Raw genomic sequence first — 19,673 nt, forward strand, 5'->3', positions numbered from 1 at the left:
AGGGCAGGGGACGACGATCATGACGACGCCCACGATTTCCGCATCCTTCTTCTCGCCCCACGCCCTCTCGGGCCGCGTGGCGGTGGTGACCGGTGGCTCCTCCGGCATCGGCCTGGCGACGGTCGAGCAGCTTCTGGATTGCGGCGCCGCCGTTGCGCTGTGCGGCCGCAATGCCGAGCGCCTCGATAGCGCCGTGGCCACCCTGCGTGCCAAGCGCCCGCAAGCCAAGCTCTTCGCCCGCACCTGCGATGTGCTCGATCCCGCCGCCGTACAGAGCTTCGCCGCCGAGAGCGAGGCCGCGCTCGGCCCGGCCTCCATGCTCATCAACAACGCAGGCCAGGGCCGCGTGTCGACCTTTGCCGACACCGAAGACAAGGCCTGGACCGAAGAGCTGAACCTCAAGTTCTTCTCCGTCATCCATCCGACGCGCGCCTTCCTGCCGCAACTGGCGGCCCAGCGCGTCGTGCTTGGCGACGCCGCGATCGTCTGCGCCAATTCGCTACTCGCGCGCCAGCCCGAGCCGCACATGGTCGCCACATCGGCCGCACGCGCGGGGCTGCTCAACCTCGTGCGCTCCATGGCGACCGAGTTCGCGCCGCAGGGCGTGCGCGTCAACGGCATCCTCATCGGTCTGGTCGAGTCCGGCCAATGGCGCCGCCGCTTCGAAGCGCGCGAAGACAAGTCGCTCGACTGGTCCGCCTGGAGCAGTCAACTCGCCCACAGCAAACACATCCCGCTGGGCCGCCTGGGACTTCCGATCGAAGCCGCGCGTGCCATTCTTTTCCTCGCTTCGCCCCTCGCGTCCTACACGACGGGTGCCCACATCGATATCTCCGGAGGTCATTCCCGCCATGCATAACCCCACCAACACCGTGACCGTCGGCGCCGTCGTCGCGGCTTTCCTCGAACAGTGCGGCGTGAAGGCTGCGTTCGGCGTGATCTCCATCCACAACATGCCGATCCTGGACGCTTTCGCACAGCGCGGCGCGATCCGCTTCATCTCGGCACGCGGCGAAGCCGGCGCGGGCAACATGGCCGACGCCTATGCGCGCTCCACCGCCAGCCTGGGCGTGTGTGTGACCAGCACCGGCCCCGCCGCGGGCAACATCGCCGGCAGCATGGTCGAGGCGCTCACCGCCGGCGCGCCGCTGCTGCACATCACCGGCCAGATCGAGACGCCCTACATCGACAAGGGCATGTCGTACATCCACGAGGCGCCCGACCAGCTCACCATGCTCAAGGCCGTCTCCAAGGCCGCCTTCCGCGTGCGCAGCGTCGAGAACGTGCTCGGCACGCTCAAGCGCGCGGTGCAGGTCGCGATGACCGCGCCGACCGGCCCCGTGAGCGTGGAGATTCCAATCGACATTCAGTCGGCACTCACGACGATGCCGGCGGACCTGTCGCCGCTGCCCATCGAGGCCGCCGTGCCCTCGAAGGTTGGCCTCGATGCACTGGCTGCAAGCCTGGCCAAGGCCAAGCGCCCGATGCTGTGGGTCGGCGGCGGTGCGCGCAACGCCGGTGCGGCGATCAAGCGTTTGCAGAAGCTCGGCTTCGGTGTCGTGACCACCACGCAGGGCCGCGGCATCGTGCCCGAGGACGATGCAGGGTCGCTGGGCGCCTACAACATCCAGAAGCCCGTCGAAGCGCTCTACCAGACCTGCGACGCCATGCTCGTGGTGGGCTCGCGCCTGCGCGGCAACGAAACGCTCAAGTACGAGCTGAAGCTGCCGCGCCCGCTGTACCGCATCGACGCCGACGCTGCCGCGGAAGGCCGCTGCTATGCCACCGACGCCTTTGTCTGCGGCGACTCTGCACTGGCGCTCGAAGGCTTGGCAGACCGCCTGGAAGCGATCGGGTACAAGGCTGACCCGAAGCTGTTGAGCGACCTGCGCGCGGCCCACGACCAGGCTGTGGCCACGCTGCGCGACGGTCTCGGCCCGTATGCCGAACTCGTGCGCCAACTGCAGGCCGTAGCGGGCCGCAACTTCAACTGGGTGCGTGACGTCACCGTCTCCAACAGCACCTGGGGCAACCGCGAACTGCGCGTGTTCGAACCCAGCGCCGGCGTGCACGCCACCGGCGGCGGCATCGGCCAGGGCATGCCCATGGCCATCGGCGCGGCCATCGGCGCGGCGGTGACCGGCTCCGGCCGCAAGACCTTCTGCCTGGCCGGCGACGGCGGCTTCATCCTCAACCTGGGCGAACTGGCCTGCATGGTGCAGGAGAAGGCCCCCATGGTGATCGTGCTGATGAACGACAAGAGCTACGGCGTCATCAAGAACATCCAGGACGTGCAGTACGGCGGCCGCCGCTGCTACGCCGAGCTGCACACGCCCGACTACGACCTGCTGTGCAAGTCGCTCGCGCTGCCGCACGCCCGCCTGAAGAGCCTGGACGAGCTGCCGGCGCGCCTGGACGAGGCGTTGTCGACCGATGGTCCCTTCCTGCTGGAGATCGACATGCTGTCGATCGGGGGCTTCAAGAGCACCTTCGCTGGCCCGCCGACCAACAAGATCACGCAGATCCCCGCGCTCGGCGTGTTGGGCAAGTGAGCGAGGCCATGAAGATGTCCGTGCCCGTCCTGCGCGTTGTACTCATCGGCTGTGGCGCCATCGGCACCGCCGCGCTCGAACTGTTGCGCGACGATGCGGGCCTGTCGGTCGCGGCGATCGTCGTGCCCGCCGATGCCTTCGAGGCCGCCCAGGTCGTCGCGCGGCGTCTGGCGCCCGGCGCGCAGGTGGTGTCGTCCGTGCCCGAGCAGGGCATCGACCTCGTGATCGAGGCGGCCGGCCACGCGGCGATCGAAGCGCACGTCCTTCCGGCCCTGCAGCGCGGCACGCCGTGCATCGTGGCCTCGGTGGGCGCGCTCTCGGCGAAAGGCTTGGCCGAGCAGCTCGAAGCGGCGGCAACAGCCGGCAGGACGCAAGTGCAACTGATCGCAGGTGCCATCGGCGCCATCGATGCGCTGGCTGCAGCCCGCATCGGCGGACTCGACAGCGTGCGCTACACCGGCCGCAAGCCGCCCCATGCGTGGAAGGGGACCCCGGCAGAGCAAGGCCGCGATCTCTCTGCGCTCAAGGGCGAAACCGTGATCTTCGAAGGCAGCGCCCGCGAGGCCGCAACGCTCTATCCAAAGAACGCCAACGTCGCTGCCACGGTGTCGCTCGCCGGCCTCGGTCTCGATCGCACCCACGTGCGCCTCATTGCCGACCCGGCCGTCGCCGAGAACGTCCACACGGTCGAAGCCGATGGTGCCTTCGGCAGCTTCGAGCTGACGATGCGCAACAAGGCGCTGGCGGCCAATCCCAAGACTTCCGCACTGACTGTCTACAGCGCCGTGCGGGCGCTGCGCAACCGCGTCGCGGCACTTTCGATCTGAAGCGAGGCACCTCTCATGATTTCCTCTGAACTGCTCCCCCTCAACATCGCGGGCGAATGGCGCCTCGGCGGCGGCGACGTGTACGAGAGCCTCTATCCGGCCACGGGCGAACCCATCGCGCGCCTGCAGGCCGCGAGCCTCGCCGATGTCGAAGAAGCCATCACCCGTGCGCACCACGCCTTCCTCACCAGCGGCTGGGCCCAGAAGCTGCCGCACGAGCGCGCCGCGGTGCTGCATCGCGTGGCCCACCTGATCCGCGAACAGGCCGAGACGCTGGCGCAGAAGCAGCGACTGGACAACGGCAAGCCCATCAGCGAGACGCGTGCCCTGGTGGCGAGCGCCGCGGGCACCTTCCAGTTCTTTGCCGCTGCGCTGGAGACGCTCGAAGAAACCATTACCCCATCGCGCGGCCCCTTCGTGACGATGAGCGTGCACGAGCCGATGGGTGTCGTCGCCGCCATCACGCCGTGGAACTCGCCCATTGCGAGCGAAGCGCAGAAGCTCGCCCCCGCACTTGCGGCCGGCAATGCGGTGGTCGTCAAGCCCGCCGAGGTCACCCCGGTGATGGCGCTCGAACTCGCCCGCATCTGCGAAGAGGCCGGCGTGCCCAAGGGCATCATCAGCGTGCTGCCGGGCAAAGGCTCGGTCATCGGCGACGCGATCACCAAGCATCCGCTGGTCAAGCGCGTGTCCTTCACCGGCGGCACCACGACCGGCAAGCACATCGCGCACATCGCGGCCGACAAGATGATGCCGGTGTCGCTGGAGCTCGGCGGCAAGTCGCCCACCATGGTGCTCGAAGATGCCGACCTCGACCATGCGGTCAATGGCGTGCTCTACGGCATCTTCAGTTCGTCGGGCGAATCGTGCATCGCGGGCTCGCGCCTGTTCGTGGCGCGCTCGATCTACGACGAGTTCCTGACGCGGCTCGCCGAAGGCGCCAACGCGTTGCGTGTGGGCGACCCGGCCTCGGAGCGCACGCAGATGGGTCCACTGATCACCGCCCGCCATCGTGAGGGGATCGAGCGATATGTCGAGCTCGGCGTGTCCGAGGGTGGACGTATTCGCACCGGCGGCGTGCGCCCGCACGGCAATGGGATGGACCGTGGCTACTTCTACACGCCGACCATCCTCGAAGGCCTGACCAACAACGCGCGCATCAGCCAGGAAGAGATCTTCGGGCCGGTGCTCGTCGCGATGCCCTTCGACAACGAGGAAGAGCTGATCGCACAGGCCAACGACAGCGTCTACGCGCTGGCCGCGGGCGTGTGGAGCCGTGACTTCAAGCGCGCCTGGCGCCTGGGCCGTGCGGTGCAGGCCGGCACGGTCTGGGTCAATACCTACAAGCAGTTCTCCGTCTCCACGCCCTTCGGCGGCTGGCGCGACAGCGGCCTGGGCCGCGAGAAGGGCCGCGAAGGCATCTTCCAGTACATGGAGCAGAAGAGCATGTACTGGGGCACGAACGAGCAGCCGCTGCCGTGGGCAAACGCGTGAACACGGAGAAATTGAAATGAGCGTACTGGGCATCGACCAAATCACCTACGGCGCGGACGACCTCGCCACCTGCCGCACCTTCTTCCAGGACTGGGGCCTGACCCTGAAGTCCGAGGCAGTCGACGAACTCGTCTTCGAGTGCCTGAACGGGTGCCGCGTCATCGTCGCCGCGCTGGACAAGCCCGGCCTGCCGCCGGCCATCGAAGAAGGACCGACCCTGCGCGAAGTGGTCTGGGGCGTCGAGAGCGACGCGGACCTCGACCGCTATGCCGCTGCGATCGCCAAGGATGCCGGCTTCGTCGACAGCGTTGTCGATGGCGGACGTCGCATCGGCTGCACCGACCCCAACGGCCTGGCCGTGCGCCTGCAGGTCAGCCGCAAGCACTCCATCGACATCGACTGCGGCGCCATGAACACCTGGAACGCCAAGCCGCGCATCAACCAGGCGGCGCCGGTCTATGAGCGTGGAACGCCGATCGAAGTCGGCCACGTGGTGTTCTTCGTCAGCGACGTGAAGGCGACGAGCGCTTTCTACAGCGACCGTTTCGGCTTCGTCGCGTCGGACAGCTATCCCAACCGGGGTTCGTTCATGCGCTGCGCACCCAGCGGCGGCCACCACGATCTCTTCCTGCTGCAACTTCCTTCGGGCAAGCGCGGGATCAACCACGTGGCCTTCACCGTGCGCGACATCCACGAAGTGTTCGGCGGTGGCCTGCACTTCTCGCGCAAGGGCTGGGAAACGCAATTGGGCCCGGGCCGGCATCCGGTGTCGTCGGCGTACTTCTGGTACTTCAAGAACCCGGCCGGTGGGCTGATCGAGTACTACGCCGACGAAGACCAACTCACTGCCGAGTGGCAACCGCGCGAGTTCGAACCGGGTCCGACGGTGTTCGCCGAATGGGCCGTGGATGGCGGGTTGGACGGCAATACGCGTCGTCAGAAGAACGTTGAAGGCCCCCAAGGCAAGTTCCTGACCGAAAAAAAATGAACACGCTCACCATGAATCGCCGCAACTCGCTCGTTCGTGTCTTTGGCACGGCGCTCCTGTCCATCGCCGCCGTCACGTCGGCCTATGCGCAGAGCGATGCACAGAAGCAACTCGCCAGCAATCGCTTCACGATCATTTCGCCTTTCCCGCCCGGTGGTCCGGTCGATACGCTGGCGCGCATGCTGTCGGAGGGCCTCGGCAAGCGCTATGGCCAGGCTGCAGTGGTGGAGAACGATGCAGGCGCGGCCGGCAATATCGGGATGGACAAGGTCAAGCGTGCCAAGGGCGACGGCCACACGCTGCTGGTCGTGCCGGCGGGCAATCTCACGATCAACCCGACCCTGATGCCGAACTTCCCGTTCAACATCGAGAAGGACTTCGTGCCCGTCACGATGTTGGCCAAGGCGCCGAACGTGCTGGTGGCCTCGCCGGCATCGGGCATCAAGAGCGCGAAGGACCTCATCGCGATGGCGAAGGCCAAGCCGAACACACTGTCGTACGCGTCGCCGGGCGTGGGCAGCGGCCTTCATCTCGCGGGCGAACTGTTCAAGCAGCAGGGTGGCGTCGATCTGCTGCACGTGCCATACAAGGGCACGGGGCCGGCGCTCAACGACGTGCTCGGCGGCGTGGTGCCGCTGATGTTCAGCAACCTGCCCGCGACGCTGCCTTTCATCAAGAGCGGCAAGCTGGTTGCGCTCGGCGTCACCGAAGCCAAGCGCACGCCGGTTGCGCCCGAGATCCCGACGCTGGCGGAGCAGGGCATCCAGGGCGTGAACGTGACCTCGTGGTATGGCCTGCTCGCGCCGGCCGGCACACCGCAAGCCATCGTCGACCAGCTCGCGAAGGATGCGGCCGAGATCCTGGCCACGCCCGAAGTGCGCGAACGCCTGCAGACGCAGGGCATGACCAGCGCTGCGATGAAGCCGGCCGAGTTCGCTGCCGCGATGCGCGAAGAGTCGGCGGTGTGGGCCAAGATCATCAAGGCCCGGAACATCGTCGCCGATTAAAGCAGGAACAGGAGACTTACGTGACAACGAACGAATCCACCATCGGCATCGTCGGTGCCGGCATCGGCGGGCTGGTTGCCGCCATCGCGCTGCGCCGCGCGGGGCACGACGTGATCGTGTTCGAGCAGGCGAAGGAATTCGCCCGCGTCGGTGCCGACATCAACCTGACGCCCAACGCAGTGCGCGCACTCGACGGCCTCGGCGTGGGCGAGGCAGCCCGCGTGACGGCGGCGCGTCCATCGCACCGCATCAGCCGGACCTACGACACGGGCGAGGAAACCTCGCGCCTCGAAATGGCCGACTCGGCAGAGCAGCGCTATGGCGCGCCGCAACTCACCATTCACCGTGCAGACCTGCTGGCCGCGCTGGCCGACATGGTGCCGGCCGAATGCGTCGCGCTGGGCAAGCGCGCCAAGTCGATCGTCCCCGACGACAAGGGCGTGAGCCTGAGCTTCGAAGATGGCACCAGCGTGCGCGTCGGTGTGCTGATCGGCGCGGACGGCATCCACTCGGCAGTGCGCACCGCAATGTTCGGCGCCGAAAGCCCGCGCTTCACGGGCATCGTTGCCTATCGCGCCGTGGTGCCGGCCGAGCGCGTGTCCGCTGTGCCGAACCTGGGCGCCTTCACCAAGTGGTGGGGTCCGAATCCGGAGAGCCAGATCGTGACCTTCCCGCTCAATCGCGGCAAGGACATCTTCATTTTCGCGACCACGCCGCAAGATACCTGGCACCTCGAATCGTGGACCGCGCCCGGCAGCGTCGATGAACTGCGCGAGCAATACGTGGCCTATCACCCCGATGCACGCGCGCTGCTCGACGCCTGCGACACGGTGCTCAAGACCGCGCTGTACGAACGCGATCCGATGACGGCCTGGGCTTCCGGCCGCATGGTGCTGCTTGGCGACGCGGCGCACCCGATGCTGCCTTTCATGGCGCAGGGCGCCGGGATGGCCATTGAAGACGCCGTGGTGCTTGCGCGTCATCTCGAAGGCATCGCAGCCGGCGACGCGCCCAAGGCGCTCAAGCGCTACGAAGAGGCCCGCATCGAGCGCGCCAGCAAGATCCAGCTCGGCTCGCGCGGCAACAACTGGTTGCGCGAAGGCGGCAATGCCGACTGGGTCTACGCCTACGACGCCTGGGCCGTGCCCGTGGCGGCCCAGACCGCAACTGCAACTGCAAGCGCGAGCACGCAATGAGCACCACGCCCGTCGCTTCGCCGAACCTGCTTCTCACGATCGTGATGAAGCACCACCCCGGCCTCACGCTGGACGACGTGCAGTCGCGCATGAAGTCCAGCGACTGGTGGGAGTCTTTCCCGCCCGAGGGCACGCGGGTCGTTTCGTGGACGGTGGCGATGGGCCTGGGCCAGATCCTCACCCTGGAGCTGCCACCCGAGAAGCTGCCGCTGGTGAACCTCGAACTCGAACGTCGTGCGTGGGGCGTGTTCAGCACCGAGTGCTATGCGACCTACGACTTCGTTCCGGTGCGCGAACGCATTCGCGAGCGCGTACGCAACGGCGGCCAGTGAGGCCGCACCGATCGCCTTCTGTTTTTTCCGCACGTCCAACCCACCCCGATGGAGCGAACCATGACTGACCGTAACCTCGAACCGCACCAAGCGCGCACACGTACCCCCACCACCTATGAAGACCTGCTCGGCGATGCGATCGAGCGGGCCTACGCGGCAGGCATCCACGATCTGGCGGGCCTTGTGGAAGCGCTCAACGGCAGCGGCCTGAGTAGCCCCAGCGGGCAACTCTGGACCGAAGCCATCTACCGCGAAGAGATCGCCGCCCTGGGCGTCTGATTCGTCACGAACTCACTTTCTTCCCTTCAAGAGGAACCATCATGACAACCACCATCCACGGTGACCCGGTCGACCAACTGCTCGAAGTCGGACTCAAGGATCTCTGGTATCCGATCTGCCCGTCGTCCTTCATCAAGGAATCGCCAGTCTCGCTGCGCCGCCTCGGCCGCAAGTTCGCCTTCTGGCGCGATCACGCCGGCAAGCTGCACGCGCTGGAAGACCGCTGCCCGCACCGCGGCGCACCGCTGTCGCAGGGTGTGATCCTCGGCGACCGCCTGTCGTGCCCCTACCACGGCGTCGAAGTGCGCTGCGACGGCGTGGTCACGAAGGTGCCCGGCAGCCCCGGCTGCAAGCTCGAAGGCTCGCAGGCCACGCGCTTCTTCCACGTGGAAGAGAAGGCCGGCGCCGTCTGGCTCTACAACGGCAAGGAGTCGGTCGAGACGCCGCCGCCGCTGGTGCTGCCCGAGCAGCTAACCAATGACGACGAATACTCGTCCTTCCTCTGCTACGCGGAGTGGAAGGGCGACTACCGCTACGTGCTGGACAACGTGATGGACCCGATGCACGGCACCTTCCTGCACAAGCAGTCGCACTCGATGGCCGAGGGCGATTCGACCGCCAAGTTCGGCATCCGCCAGACCGACACCGGCTTCGTGTTCGAGAAGGAAGGCCAGCGCAACGTCAACTTCGACTGGACCGAGTGGGCTGATACCGGTATGCACTGGATGCGCCTGGAGATTCCGTACCCGAAGACCGGCGGCCCCGGCGGCAACTTCATCATCATCGGCAGCTACACGCCGATTTCGCCGACGCTGTCGTGCGCTTTCCACTGGCGCGTGCGCAAGCTGGCAAAGGGCTGGGAGCGCGACACCTGGCGCTTCCTCTACAAGAACCGCCTGGAAGCGCGTCACTGGCACGTGCTCGAACAGGACCGCGTGCTGATCGAGAACATGGAGCCCGATGCCAACCAGCACGAGCAGCTCTACCAGCACGACCTTGGCATCGTCCGCCTGCGTCGCCACCTGCGCGGCCTGGCGCAGCAGCAGCTCGAAGGCACGCAGGAAGCATGACAACCCAAGCCGCCATGCCGGTCCGTCGCGTCGCTTGCGAAGCGGTGCCCGATCTGCCGCACGCCACCTGGTCCAACGCACTGGTCGTCGGGCAAGAGGTGGTGCTGTCCGGACAGACCGCGCATCCCGCGACACGCGATGCCGCACAGGCAGGCGCGCCGCTGGGCGCCTACGAGCAGACGCTCGTGGTGCTGCGCAAGATCCAGGCATTGCTGGAAGCGGCTGGCGGCGGCGTGCACAACATCGTCAAGCTCGTCGTGTACGTGACCGACATCGCGGACAAGGACGAAGTCGGACGTGCGCGACGAGAGTTCTTCGCGCAGGCGCCCGGAGCGTCTTACCCGGCCTCCACCCTGGTGGCGGTGCAGGCGCTCGTGTTTCCTGAACTCCGCGTCGAGATCGACGCATTCGCGCGGCTCGATGTCGACCTGCGCACGGCCCACTGAATCGAATCGTTTCTCCCGAGGTTCCCGCCATGTCATCCCCCACGCTGAACGCCCTGGTGCACACGATGCGCTACGAAGCCGACGGCATCGTCAGTGTCGAATTCCGCCCGGCCTCGCCGGAGGTGGATTTCCCCGCTTTCGAGGCCGGCTCCCACATCGACCTTCACCTGCCCAACGGGCTGGTGCGCAGCTATTCGCTGTGCAACCCTTCGAGCGACCGCCAGCGCTATGTGGTCGGCGTGCTCAACGACCGCAAGAGCCGTGGCGGTTCGCGCTACGTGCACCAGCAGTTGCGCGTGGGCATGACGCTGCCGATCTCGGTGCCGCGCAACAACTTCAAGCTGGAAGAGGGCGCCGAGCGTTCGGTGCTGGTGGCCGGCGGCATCGGCGTGACGCCCATCTGGTGCATGCTGCAGCGCCTGGTGGCGATCGGCAAGCCGGTCGAGCTGCTCTACTGCGCACGCACCCGCAAGGAGGCGGCCTTCTGCGAAGCCATCGGCGCACTGGCGGCCGAAAAGGGCGTGCAACTCACCTGGCACTTCGACGAAGAGAAGGGCGGACCGCCGGATCTCGCGGCGCTGCTGGGCGGCAAGGGCGCCGACAGCCACTACTACTGCTGCGGCCCCACGCCCATGCTCGACGGTTTCGAGAAAACCTGCGAGAAGCTCGGCTACCCGAACGCGCACATCGAACGCTTTGCCGCGGTGCACGTCGAAGCGCCCAGCGCAACGCAAACCTACCTGGTCGAGTGCGCGAAGAGCGGCAAGACGGTCGAAGTGCCACCGGGCAAGTCCATCCTCGACAGCCTGATCGATGCCGGCCTGAACCCCGACCACAGCTGCAAGGAAGGTGTTTGCGGCGCCTGCGAAACGAAGGTCATCTCGGGAGAGATCGACCACCACGACGGCATCCTCACCAAGCTGGAACGCGCGTCGAACAAGACCATGATGATTTGTGTCTCGGGTTGCAAGCGCGGGCCGCTTGTCCTCGACATCTGATCGACCTGCCAGTTTTCCTCAACTCCCTAGAAAAACTCATGAAGAAGAAAATTGTGGCCGTGGCCGCGTGCACGGTCGCGTCCTGGGCCTGCGCGCAATCGAGCGTGACCTTGTTCGGCGTGGTCGACGCTGCGGTGACCTACACCACCGGTTCAGGCCCGGTCTCGACCAGCAAATGGCAACTGACGAACAGCGCGAACACCTTCAGCCGCCTCGGCTTCCGGGGCACCGAAGACCTGGGTGGCGGCTATGCGGCGGGCTTCTGGCTCGAAGCCGGCCTGATGAACGACACCGGCAGCGGCTATTCCACCAACACCAACAACCAGGCCAGCGGCAACACGCAGCCCGGCGGCCTGACCTTCAACCGCCGTTCCACGGTCAGCATTTCCGGCCCCTTCGGCGAAGTGCGCGCGGGCCGCGACTACACGCCTACCTTCTGGAACACCGCGCTCTTCGACCCGTTCGGAACGGGCAGCGGAATCGGCGCCAACCAGATCTACTTCTCGAGCCTGGGCGGCCTCAGCTCGCCGACCGGCACGCGTGCGTCCAACAGCGTGGGCTATTTCCTGCCCCCCAACCTTGCCGGCTTCTACGGCCAGGTGATGTATGCGATGGGCGAGAACAATTCGGATGCGGTCCTGCCGGGCCCCGTGCCGCTGTCCACGAAAGACGATGGCGACTACGCCGGCGTCCGCGTGGGCTACCTCAACGGTCCGTTCAACATCGCTCTGTCTACCGGCAAGACCAAGAACGCCATTGGTGACTTGCGCGTGACGAACGTGGGTGCGTGGTACACCTTCGAGTCGCTGATGAGCCTGAAGCTCATGGGCGAGTACTACGACGAATCGCAAGGTTCCGTGGACGGCAAGGGCGCGCTCGTGGGCTTCATCCTGCCGATCGGCGCCAGCGAGATCAAGGCCTCGTACGGACGCTACAAGCGCGAGCTCGCCGGCAACTTGCCCGACCCGACCTCTTCGAAGATCGCTCTGGGCTACATCTACAACCTGTCGAAGCGCAGCGCGGTCTACGCGACGGTCGCGCGACTGACCAACAGCAACGGCGCGGCGCAGGCGCTCGGTGGCGTGATGACCTCGCCGAACCATGCGTCGACCGGCACCGAATTCGGAATGCGCCACGCGTTCTAGCGCGGGCGAACAAGTCCACCCAAGGAGCAAAGCAATGCAAGCCAGACAGTTTCGTTGGTACGGCGTCATCACGTTGTTCGTGATCGTCGCCATCTCCTACATCGACCGGATCAACATCGCGGTCCTGATCACCGACGCCGGATTCCTGGATCACGTCGGGATCGCGAAAAGCGACCGGGTGAGCCAGGGACTGCTGGCAACCGCCTTCATGGTCGGTTACGGCATTTCGGCGTTCGTGCTGACGCCGTTCTGTGCGGCACTCTTCGGGGTTCGAAAGAGCCTGGTGTTCGGATTGCTGCTGTGGGGCGTGGTCACCTTCATCACGCCCTGGTTCAACGGCTATGGCATGCTGCTGGCGTCCCGCATCCTGCTCGGGGTGTCGGAAGGGCCGCTGTTCTCGCTGGCTTCGTCGTACATCAAGGCGCATTTCGAGTCGCATGAGAACGGCAAGCCCAATTCCTTCGTCAACATGGGCACCGGCCTCGGACTGGCGCTCGGCTATCCGATGATCGGGTTGCTGCTCGCCAGCTTCCACTGGGAAGTGTCCTTCTATGTGCTGGGCTTGCTGAACATCGCGCTCGGCATTCCGCTGGTGATCGCCTTCGTGCGCATGCCGGCCTCCTACGCGGACATGCGCAAGCCGGCTTCGTTCGGCGAGGCCATGACGAAAGTGGGCGACATCGTGAAGGGTGCGCTGCACACGCGCTACCTGGTGCTGATCACCGTGCTGACTTCGGCGACGCTGGCCTATCTCTGGGGCAGCAGCAACTGGCTGCCGACCTACTTGAAGGAGGCGCGCGGATTCTCGCTCCGCGAGATGGGCTGGCTCGCATCGTTGCCGCAGTACGCCACCGTGGTCGCGGTGATGGTGGGCGGCGTGATCATCGACAAGATCGAGCGTCGGCGCGTGCCCTTCATCTTCATGGGGGCGAGCCTCGGCGTTGCGCTGGCGGTGCTGCTGGCCATCAATGCGCAGGATCGCTACTGGGCGGCCTATGCGCTCATCGCTGCCAACTTCTGCTGGGGTCTCGCCAGCCCGGCCATTCCGAGCACCGTGCAGTACTGCTCTCGTCCGGAACACGTCGCGAGCGCATTCGGCGTCGTCAACGGCACGGGCAGTCTGGTCGCGGGCTTCATGCCGGCGGTCATGGGTGGCGTGATCAGCGCAGTCAGCGCAGGGCAGGGCGCCTCCGGCGGCGCGGCCTCGGGGTTCTTCGCGGGCTTCTCCTTGCTGATCGGCACGCAGGCGATCGTGTTCATCTGCGGCTTCATCCTTTGGCTGAGAGAGCGCCACGTGACGGTGTCCGGGGTGAGGGCTACGCCAGCCTAGAGCCCGAGATAGGCGCGCCGGACCCGATCGTCTTCGAGCAGTTCGGCGCCCGTCCCTTCGAGCGTCATCGAGCCGTTCTCGAGCACGTAGGCGCGCTGGCAGAGTTCGAGCGACTCGACGACGTTCTGCTCCACCAGGACCACGCTCAGGCCGCTCTGGTGCAGCGACGCGACGACGTCGAACATCTGGCCCGTCAGCGCCGGAGAAAGACCGAGCGAAGGCTCGTCGAACATGATCAGTGAAGGATTGGCCATGAGCGCGCGGCCGATGGCGAGCATCTGCTGCTCGCCGCCCGAGAGCGTTCCGGCGCTCTGGGTGCGTCGCTCGGCGAGCTTCGGAAAGCTGGCGTAGACGCGCTCGAAGTTGCGGACCTTGTCCGCCCGCGCACGACGGAGCACGGCGCCGAGGCGGAGGTTCTCTTCCACCGACAGGCTGGGGAAGATCTGCCGTCCTTCCGGCACCTGGGCGATGCCCAGCTCGCAGACCACGGGGCTCGATGAACCGGCGATCTCGCGCCCGTTGAAGCGGATGCTGCCCGAGCGCACCGGCGTCATACCGGCAATCGCGCGGATCAGCGTCGTCTTGCCCGCGCCGTTGGCGCCGACGATGGAGACGATCTCGCCGGGCAGGATATGAAAGCTGACCCCGCTGAGCGCCTGGGCCTCGCCGTAGAAGGCCTGCAGGTCCGTGACTTCGAGCAGGGGAGCGGGGCTGCTAGTGGTGTTCACGCTGGGCCTTTCGTCCGAGATAGCTTTCAATGACACGCGGATCCTGCGTGACTTCCTGGGGTGCGCCTTGCGTGACCAGTTCGCCGTGGTGGAGCACCACGACGTGGCTTGCCACCGACATGAGGATGCGCATCACATGCTCGACCAGCATGATCGTCAGGCCGCCCGCGTTGAGTTCGCGCAGCACGTCGATGACGGCGTTCGCTTCGCTCGGGCGCAGCCCGGCCATCACTTCGTCGAGCAACAGGAGCTTGGGCTGCGTGGCGAGGGCCTTCGCGAGTTCGAGCATCTTGCGATCCGGCAGCGTGAGGTGCACGGCGAGCACATCGAGCTTGTGCCCGAGGCCCACGCGCCGCAGGGTTTGCGCGGCGACTTCGCGGGCTTCCTGCAGATGGGTCGCGTGCAGGAGCGCGCCGACCGTGGCGTTCTCCAGCACCGTCATCTCGAGCAGCGGACGCACGACCTGGAATGTGCGCGCGACGCCGCGTCGGCAAACCTGTTCCGGAGGCAGTCCGGTGAGCGGCTGGCCTTCGAAGAGGACGGAGCCGGTGGTGGGCGTCTGCGCGCCCGCGATCATGCTGAAGCAGGTGGTCTTTCCGGCGCCGTTCGGCCCGATCAGGCCGACGATGGCGCCAGGCTGGACATCGAAGCTGACATCGTTGACGGCAGTCAGCCCGGTGAAGCGCTTGGTGAGGCCGCGCACGCTCAGGAGTGCGTTGTTCATTGCAGCCCCCACGCTCGGCACTTCGTGTCCTCGCTGCCCCGAGGGGGCGCGAGCTTGCTTGGGGCGGCCCGGTACTGCGCTCATCGCGTGGCCTCCGCGGGTGCTGCCGCTGTCTTCGCACCGCGTGCATCGCGGCCGCTCCAGCGCCGCACCAGCGAGGCAATCGCCGGCGACATGCCGTTCGGCAGGAAGCCGATGACAACCAGCACCAGCACGCCGTAGATCAGCGTGTTGAAGCCGAAGATGTTCATGCTCTGCGCCAGTTGGTTCGAGAACTCCGTCACCGGAATCACGAACAGGGCGCCCAGGATGGGACCCAGCAGCGTGCCCAGGCCGCCGAGGATCGGCGCGACGATCATCTCGATCGAGAAATGCATGCCCATGATGGTTTCCGGGAACAGGCTGCCGTTGAACAAGGCGTAGAAGGAGCCGCCCACGCTGGTCATGGCCGCGCTGATCATGACCGCGACGATCTTCAGTCGAAGGGCCGGCACGCCGATGGCGCGCGCGGCGTCTTCGTCTTCACGGATCGCACGCCAGAGATAGCCCAGGCGCGAGCGCGTCAGCGCGGTGCACAGCGCCAGCGCGAGGCCGCACAGCACCAGGAAGGCGAAGTAATAGAAGGTGGTGCCGCCGCGCAGCGTGAGCAGCGGATGGCCCGCGCCCACGGTCTTGAGAAAGTACCCGCCGTTGCCGCCGACGAAGCTCCAGTTCTCGAACAGCATCCGGCCCATTTCCGCGAAGGCGATGGTCAGCAGCGTGAAGTAGATGCCGCGCACCGCGAAGCGGAAGCCGAGCCACGCGACGATGGCGCCGGCTGCGGCGCTCAGCATGACACCCACGAGGATGCCCAGCCAAGGCGATACGCCGAAAGTGCCGATGGCCACGGCCGCCGAATAGGCGCCGATGCCCGCATAGAGCGCGTGCCCCAGCGACAACTGGCCGACGAAGCCCATCATGAGGTTCCACGCCTGGCCGAAGAACGCGCACATCAGCACGAGCGTCAGGAGTGACAGGTATGACTCGCCCACCGCCAGCGGAAGCAGCGCGAGCGCGACAAAGCACAGCGCCGTGGGCAGCAGCGCCTGGAAATGCCAGCGATTCATCGACGCCTCCCGCCGAACAGCCCTTCGGGTCGGACCAGCAGCATCACGATGAGCAGTCCGTACGAGATCATGGATTTCATGGCCGGGTTGATGAGCAGGGCGGCCAGACTCTCCGACACGCCGATGAGAATGCCGCCGACCAGCGCCCCCACCAGGCTGCCGAGGCCGCCGATGATGACCGTCACGAAGGCGACCATCGTGAAGCCCTGCGCAAGCGTGGGCTGCACGTCGAAGATCGGCGCGACGAGCGCGCCCGCGGCACCGGCGCATGCGAGGCCGATGCCTGCGGTGACCGCGTACACATGCTTGACCCGGAGGCCGATGGCTTGTGCGCCGACCTGGTTGTCCGCCGCAGCGCGGATCGATGCGCCGGTCAGCGAGAAGCGCAGGTACGCGAGCAGCAGCACGATCAGCAGCAATGCGGCGACGCCGCCCTGCAGCCGGACCATGTCGAGCCGCAGCGCGCCGAGCGACACCACTTCGAAGTTCGCGGGTGAACTGATGCTGCGCGTATCGGGACCGAAGACGATCAGGTGGATGCCGGTGATGACAAAGGCCAGCCCGATGAACAGGATGAACTGCACATGGTGCGGCCTGCGGATGAAGCGATTCACGAAGGTGGCCTGCAGCAGATAGCCCAGGCCGAACATCGCAACGGCCGCGATCGGCATCGCGACCCACGGCGGCAGCGCGAAGGCAGTCCACAGCGCATAGCCGAGGTACATGCCGATGACCACCATTTCGCCGTGCGCGAAATTGACGATCTTCATCACGCCGAACATGATGGTCAGCCCCAGCGCGACGAGCGCGTAGATGAGGCCGATGAGCACGCCGCCGGCCACGACGTTTGCGTAGAGGTCGAACATGGGGCTGGCCGCGGATCAGCGCTGGTCGAAGGGCCGCATCGGGAAGTTCGGCGTGGCCACCGCGACGTCCTTCGGACCGACCACGATCGGCGCGCCATTGCGGTTCTGCAGCATCACGACCCCGATGTTGGGGTTCTGGCCCTTCTCGTTGAACACGATCGGGCCGCCGTACATGACGTGGTCGGTGATGTTCGTCGTCTTGAGCGCCGCGTGCAGGGCGGCCGGGTCGGAGGACTTCGCGCGCTTGACCGCATCGGCGACGATCTCGACCGCCTCGAAGGAGAAGCCCACGTTGAGTTCGAAGCGCTGGCCCTTCTCGGTGCGCTCGTAGCGCTCGACCAGCGCCTTGGCGCGCGGGTTCTGCGGGTTGTACCAGGGCACGCAGATCATGTAGTCGTCGCCGTACTTGCCGACTGCGTCGGTGAACGCGCGCTCGTAGGGACCGGCGCTGCCCGGGCCGATGATGGCCATCGGGTTGAAGCTTTGCTTCACTGCTTCGCGCACGATCATGATCGCGTCGTTCACGCGCGTGAGCGGCAGCAGCAGGTCCGCGCCGCTCGCCTTGGCCTTGGCGACTTCGACCGACAGGTCCTTGGCTTTGACGTCATAGCCGATCTTGTCGACGATCTTGATCGGCACGTTCTGCTTGTCCCACAGCGCGGAGACACCCGCCAGCGCGGCCTGCCCGTAGGTGTCGTTCACGTAGAGCAACACGGCCGTCTTCGGCGGCTTGGCCGAGGAGGCGGCGAGTTCCTTGATGCGCACCACGGCGTTGTCGATCAACGAGGTGACGGGCGTGAAGTTGCGGAAGACCTGCGTGAAGCCCTGCTCGGTGATCTGCGGCGCCGAGCCGATGTTGATCACCAGCGGCACCTTGGCGGCTTCGGCAGCTTGCGCGGCCGAGATCGTGGCACCCGTGTCCCATGCACCGATGAGCACGGAGCAGCCTGCGCGGATGAGCTTCTCGGCGGCGACGCGGCCGTTCTCCGGCTTGGATTCGGTGTCGGCGAACATCAGTTCGAGTTCCGGGCCGCCTTGCTCCTTGTTGATGAGCGCGCCGAACTCGATCCCCTTGCGCGCAGCCTGTCCGGACGACGCGTAGACGCCGCTGGTCGGGAGCAGCACGCCGACCTTGGTGGGCGTCGCGGCGCGTGCCGAAAGAATCGGCAGCGCGCCCACGGCGGCTGTGGCGGCCGTCAACTGGACGACTTTTCTGCGGGTGAAGAGGGGAGCAGTCATGTGGGGCTTTCTTTGGGCTGGGGTTGAGGGAGAGGGGGTGGGGCTGACGGTTGCTGGCCGACGTTTCACTTCAGGAGGGCGCGCAGCCAGGCCTGGCACTGGTCGGCACCTTCGAGCGGCCAGTCGACGTTGATCGTCTTGTCGAGTTGGCGCACCTCGATGCGGATGAAGCGACCGGAGCCGGCAAGGCTTGCCGAACGGCCGGGTTTGCTGCCGATCAGGCGGGACCACCAGGTGGAATCGTTGCGACTGTCGGCTGCATCGGCGGGGGCTGCGATCACGGGTGCGGTCGCGACAACGGGGGCCGGCGCGGGGGCAGGACGGGCAGCCTGAGTGGCGGGCGCCATCGCTGGGGCGGGTGTCTTGGCCGCCACAGGAGCGGGCGCAGGTGCAGGCGCGTGTGCTGCTGTTGGCGCCGGAGCGGGCAAGACGCCGCCATCGATCCGCGCAACGAGGTTGGTGCCGAATTCCTCCCACATGCGATCGGCCTTGGTCTTCATCACGCTGAGGCCGAAGGTGCCCAGGCGGCCCAGCACGTCGACCTGAACCTTGATGCGCAGTTCAGTGCCACCCTCGGCCGTGGGCGTGAGGAAGATCTCGCTCTGCTGCTTCAGCGAACTTGCGACCGACGCATCCTCCCCCGTGCCTTCGGCGCGCAGGTAGCTCGGCGCGCGCTGCTCAACGATGGTGGTGCGCAGCTTGAACTTGGCGTTGATGAACGCGATCTTCACGTGCATGAGCGCCACGTACTCGACGTCGCTCACGACCTCGATGGACTTCATGCCCGGCACGCAGCCGCCCATCACTTGCGGGTCGAGCAGCAGGGCCCATACGCGTTGCGGCGGTGCCGCGACGGTCAGTGTCTTTTCAATTTCCACGCATCTTCTCCGCGGCAGTCAGGATGGATTCGACGATCTGCGTGTAGCCCGTACAGCGGCAGAGATTGCCGTTGAGGCCATGGCGCACTTCGTCGACGGTCGGGTCGGGGTTGTTCTTCAGCATGGCGCACGAGGTCATGAGAAAACCCGGTGTGCAGTAGCCGCATTGCAGGCCGCCGCATTGCATGAAGCTCTCCTGCAGCGGGTGCAGCTCGTCGCCCTTGCCGAGACCCTCGACGGTGCTGATCTCGCGTCCCTGAACCTGCACGGCCAGCATCAGGCAGGACTTGACGACCTCGCCGTCGACCAGCACCGAGCAGGCGCCGCAGATTCCGGTTTCGCAGCCGCGCTTGGTGCCGGTGAGGTGCAGGTCATCGCGCAGGAAGTCGGACAGCAGGCGGCGTGCGGGCACGTCGACGCTGCAGGGCTCGCCGTTGACGATGCATTCGATGCGGTGCTGGCTCATAA

At 66.4% G+C, this 19,673-nt stretch carries 21 protein-coding genes; 14 read left to right on the forward strand and 7 right to left on the reverse strand.

The genetic code is table 11. From position 1 onward, the window contains the following. Positions 1-19: 19 nt before the first annotated feature. Genes AC1DHL_RS05150 through AC1DHL_RS05215 form a run of 14 tightly spaced genes read left to right on the forward strand, consistent with a single transcriptional unit; the run spans position 20 to position 13,664 of the window. Positions 20-859, forward strand: coding sequence for an SDR family oxidoreductase (locus AC1DHL_RS05150; protein WP_478101525.1), 840 nt, complete (start codon positions 20-22; stop codon positions 857-859). Then, positions 852-2,552, forward strand: coding sequence for a thiamine pyrophosphate-binding protein (locus AC1DHL_RS05155; RefSeq protein ID WP_478161108.1), 1,701 nt, complete (start codon positions 852-854; stop codon positions 2,550-2,552). Before AC1DHL_RS05150 ends, AC1DHL_RS05155 begins: the two co-directional genes overlap by 8 nt. Positions 2,553-2,560: 8 nt before the next feature. After that, complete coding sequence (locus AC1DHL_RS05160) at positions 2,561-3,379, forward strand: aspartate dehydrogenase (protein WP_478161110.1); 819 nt, start codon at positions 2,561-2,563, stop codon at positions 3,377-3,379. 15 nt (positions 3,380-3,394) lie between these two features. Continuing rightward, positions 3,395-4,873: an aldehyde dehydrogenase gene (locus AC1DHL_RS05165; protein ID WP_478161112.1), complete on the forward strand. Its 1,479-nt coding sequence runs from the start codon at positions 3,395-3,397 to the stop codon at positions 4,871-4,873. Positions 4,874-4,889: 16 nt separating this feature from the next. Next, a complete protein-coding gene (locus AC1DHL_RS05170) occupies positions 4,890-5,861 on the forward strand; it encodes a VOC family protein (RefSeq protein WP_478161114.1) in 972 nt (323 codons plus the stop codon). After that, complete coding sequence (locus AC1DHL_RS05175; RefSeq protein ID WP_478161116.1) at positions 5,858-6,868, forward strand: Bug family tripartite tricarboxylate transporter substrate binding protein; 1,011 nt, start codon at positions 5,858-5,860, stop codon at positions 6,866-6,868. The genes AC1DHL_RS05170 and AC1DHL_RS05175 overlap by 4 nt, the downstream gene beginning before the upstream one ends. A gap of 20 nt (positions 6,869-6,888) precedes the next feature. Then, the gene (locus AC1DHL_RS05180) at positions 6,889-8,064 is read left to right on the forward strand and encodes an FAD-dependent monooxygenase (RefSeq protein WP_478161118.1); all 1,176 of its coding nucleotides are present in this window, start codon (positions 6,889-6,891) and stop codon (positions 8,062-8,064) included. Continuing rightward, complete coding sequence (locus AC1DHL_RS05185) at positions 8,061-8,396, forward strand: hypothetical protein (RefSeq protein ID WP_478101539.1); 336 nt, start codon at positions 8,061-8,063, stop codon at positions 8,394-8,396. Before AC1DHL_RS05180 ends, AC1DHL_RS05185 begins: the two co-directional genes overlap by 4 nt. A gap of 48 nt (positions 8,397-8,444) precedes the next feature. After that, complete coding sequence (locus AC1DHL_RS05190) at positions 8,445-8,675, forward strand: recombinase-like helix-turn-helix domain-containing protein (protein WP_478161120.1); 231 nt, start codon at positions 8,445-8,447, stop codon at positions 8,673-8,675. A gap of 41 nt (positions 8,676-8,716) precedes the next feature. After that, positions 8,717-9,745, forward strand: coding sequence for a Rieske 2Fe-2S domain-containing protein (locus AC1DHL_RS05195; protein WP_478161122.1), 1,029 nt, complete (start codon positions 8,717-8,719; stop codon positions 9,743-9,745). Further along, on the forward strand, positions 9,742-10,191 hold the full coding sequence (locus AC1DHL_RS05200) for a RidA family protein (protein ID WP_478101545.1): 450 nt from the start codon (positions 9,742-9,744) through the stop codon (positions 10,189-10,191). Before AC1DHL_RS05195 ends, AC1DHL_RS05200 begins: the two co-directional genes overlap by 4 nt. Before the next feature lie 29 nt (positions 10,192-10,220). Then, positions 10,221-11,189 (forward strand): PDR/VanB family oxidoreductase, encoded by a 969-nt coding sequence (locus AC1DHL_RS05205; RefSeq protein ID WP_478161124.1) that lies wholly within the window; start codon positions 10,221-10,223, stop codon positions 11,187-11,189. A 38-nt stretch (positions 11,190-11,227) separates the two neighbouring features. Continuing rightward, positions 11,228-12,334 carry a porin gene (locus AC1DHL_RS05210; protein ID WP_478101549.1) on the forward strand — a complete coding sequence of 369 codons (1,107 nt, stop codon included), beginning with the start codon at positions 11,228-11,230 and terminating at the stop codon, positions 12,332-12,334. A gap of 34 nt (positions 12,335-12,368) precedes the next feature. Next, positions 12,369-13,664 (forward strand): MFS transporter, encoded by a 1,296-nt coding sequence (locus AC1DHL_RS05215; protein WP_478161126.1) that lies wholly within the window; start codon positions 12,369-12,371, stop codon positions 13,662-13,664. Here the strand turns inward: AC1DHL_RS05215 and AC1DHL_RS05220 are convergent. From AC1DHL_RS05220 to AC1DHL_RS05250, 7 genes are all read right to left on the reverse strand, one after another. Further along, positions 13,661-14,392, reverse strand: coding sequence for an ABC transporter ATP-binding protein (locus AC1DHL_RS05220; protein ID WP_478101553.1), 732 nt, complete (start codon positions 14,390-14,392; stop codon positions 13,661-13,663). The two genes, AC1DHL_RS05215 and AC1DHL_RS05220, sit on opposite strands and share 4 nt — an antisense overlap. Further along, positions 14,379-15,116: an ABC transporter ATP-binding protein gene (locus tag AC1DHL_RS05225; RefSeq protein ID WP_478101555.1), complete on the reverse strand. Its 738-nt coding sequence runs from the start codon at positions 15,114-15,116 to the stop codon at positions 14,379-14,381. Before AC1DHL_RS05225 ends, AC1DHL_RS05220 begins: the two co-directional genes overlap by 14 nt. Positions 15,117-15,196: 80 nt before the next feature. Continuing rightward, a complete protein-coding gene (locus tag AC1DHL_RS05230) occupies positions 15,197-16,222 on the reverse strand; it encodes a branched-chain amino acid ABC transporter permease (protein ID WP_478161128.1) in 1,026 nt (341 codons plus the stop codon). Then, complete coding sequence (locus tag AC1DHL_RS05235) at positions 16,219-17,088, reverse strand: branched-chain amino acid ABC transporter permease (protein WP_478101559.1); 870 nt, start codon at positions 17,086-17,088, stop codon at positions 16,219-16,221. The genes AC1DHL_RS05230 and AC1DHL_RS05235 overlap by 4 nt, the downstream gene beginning before the upstream one ends. Before the next feature lie 15 nt (positions 17,089-17,103). Further along, positions 17,104-18,327, reverse strand: coding sequence for an ABC transporter substrate-binding protein (locus AC1DHL_RS05240; RefSeq protein WP_478161130.1), 1,224 nt, complete (start codon positions 18,325-18,327; stop codon positions 17,104-17,106). Positions 18,328-18,392: 65 nt separating this feature from the next. After that, positions 18,393-19,205 carry a CoxG family protein gene (locus tag AC1DHL_RS05245; RefSeq protein ID WP_478161132.1) on the reverse strand — a complete coding sequence of 271 codons (813 nt, stop codon included), beginning with the start codon at positions 19,203-19,205 and terminating at the stop codon, positions 18,393-18,395. Further along, complete coding sequence (locus AC1DHL_RS05250; protein WP_478161134.1) at positions 19,195-19,671, reverse strand: (2Fe-2S)-binding protein; 477 nt, start codon at positions 19,669-19,671, stop codon at positions 19,195-19,197. Before AC1DHL_RS05250 ends, AC1DHL_RS05245 begins: the two co-directional genes overlap by 11 nt. Between the last annotated feature and the right edge of the window lie 2 nt (positions 19,672-19,673).

This window comes from Variovorax sp. 10L426, from assembly GCF_056395305.1.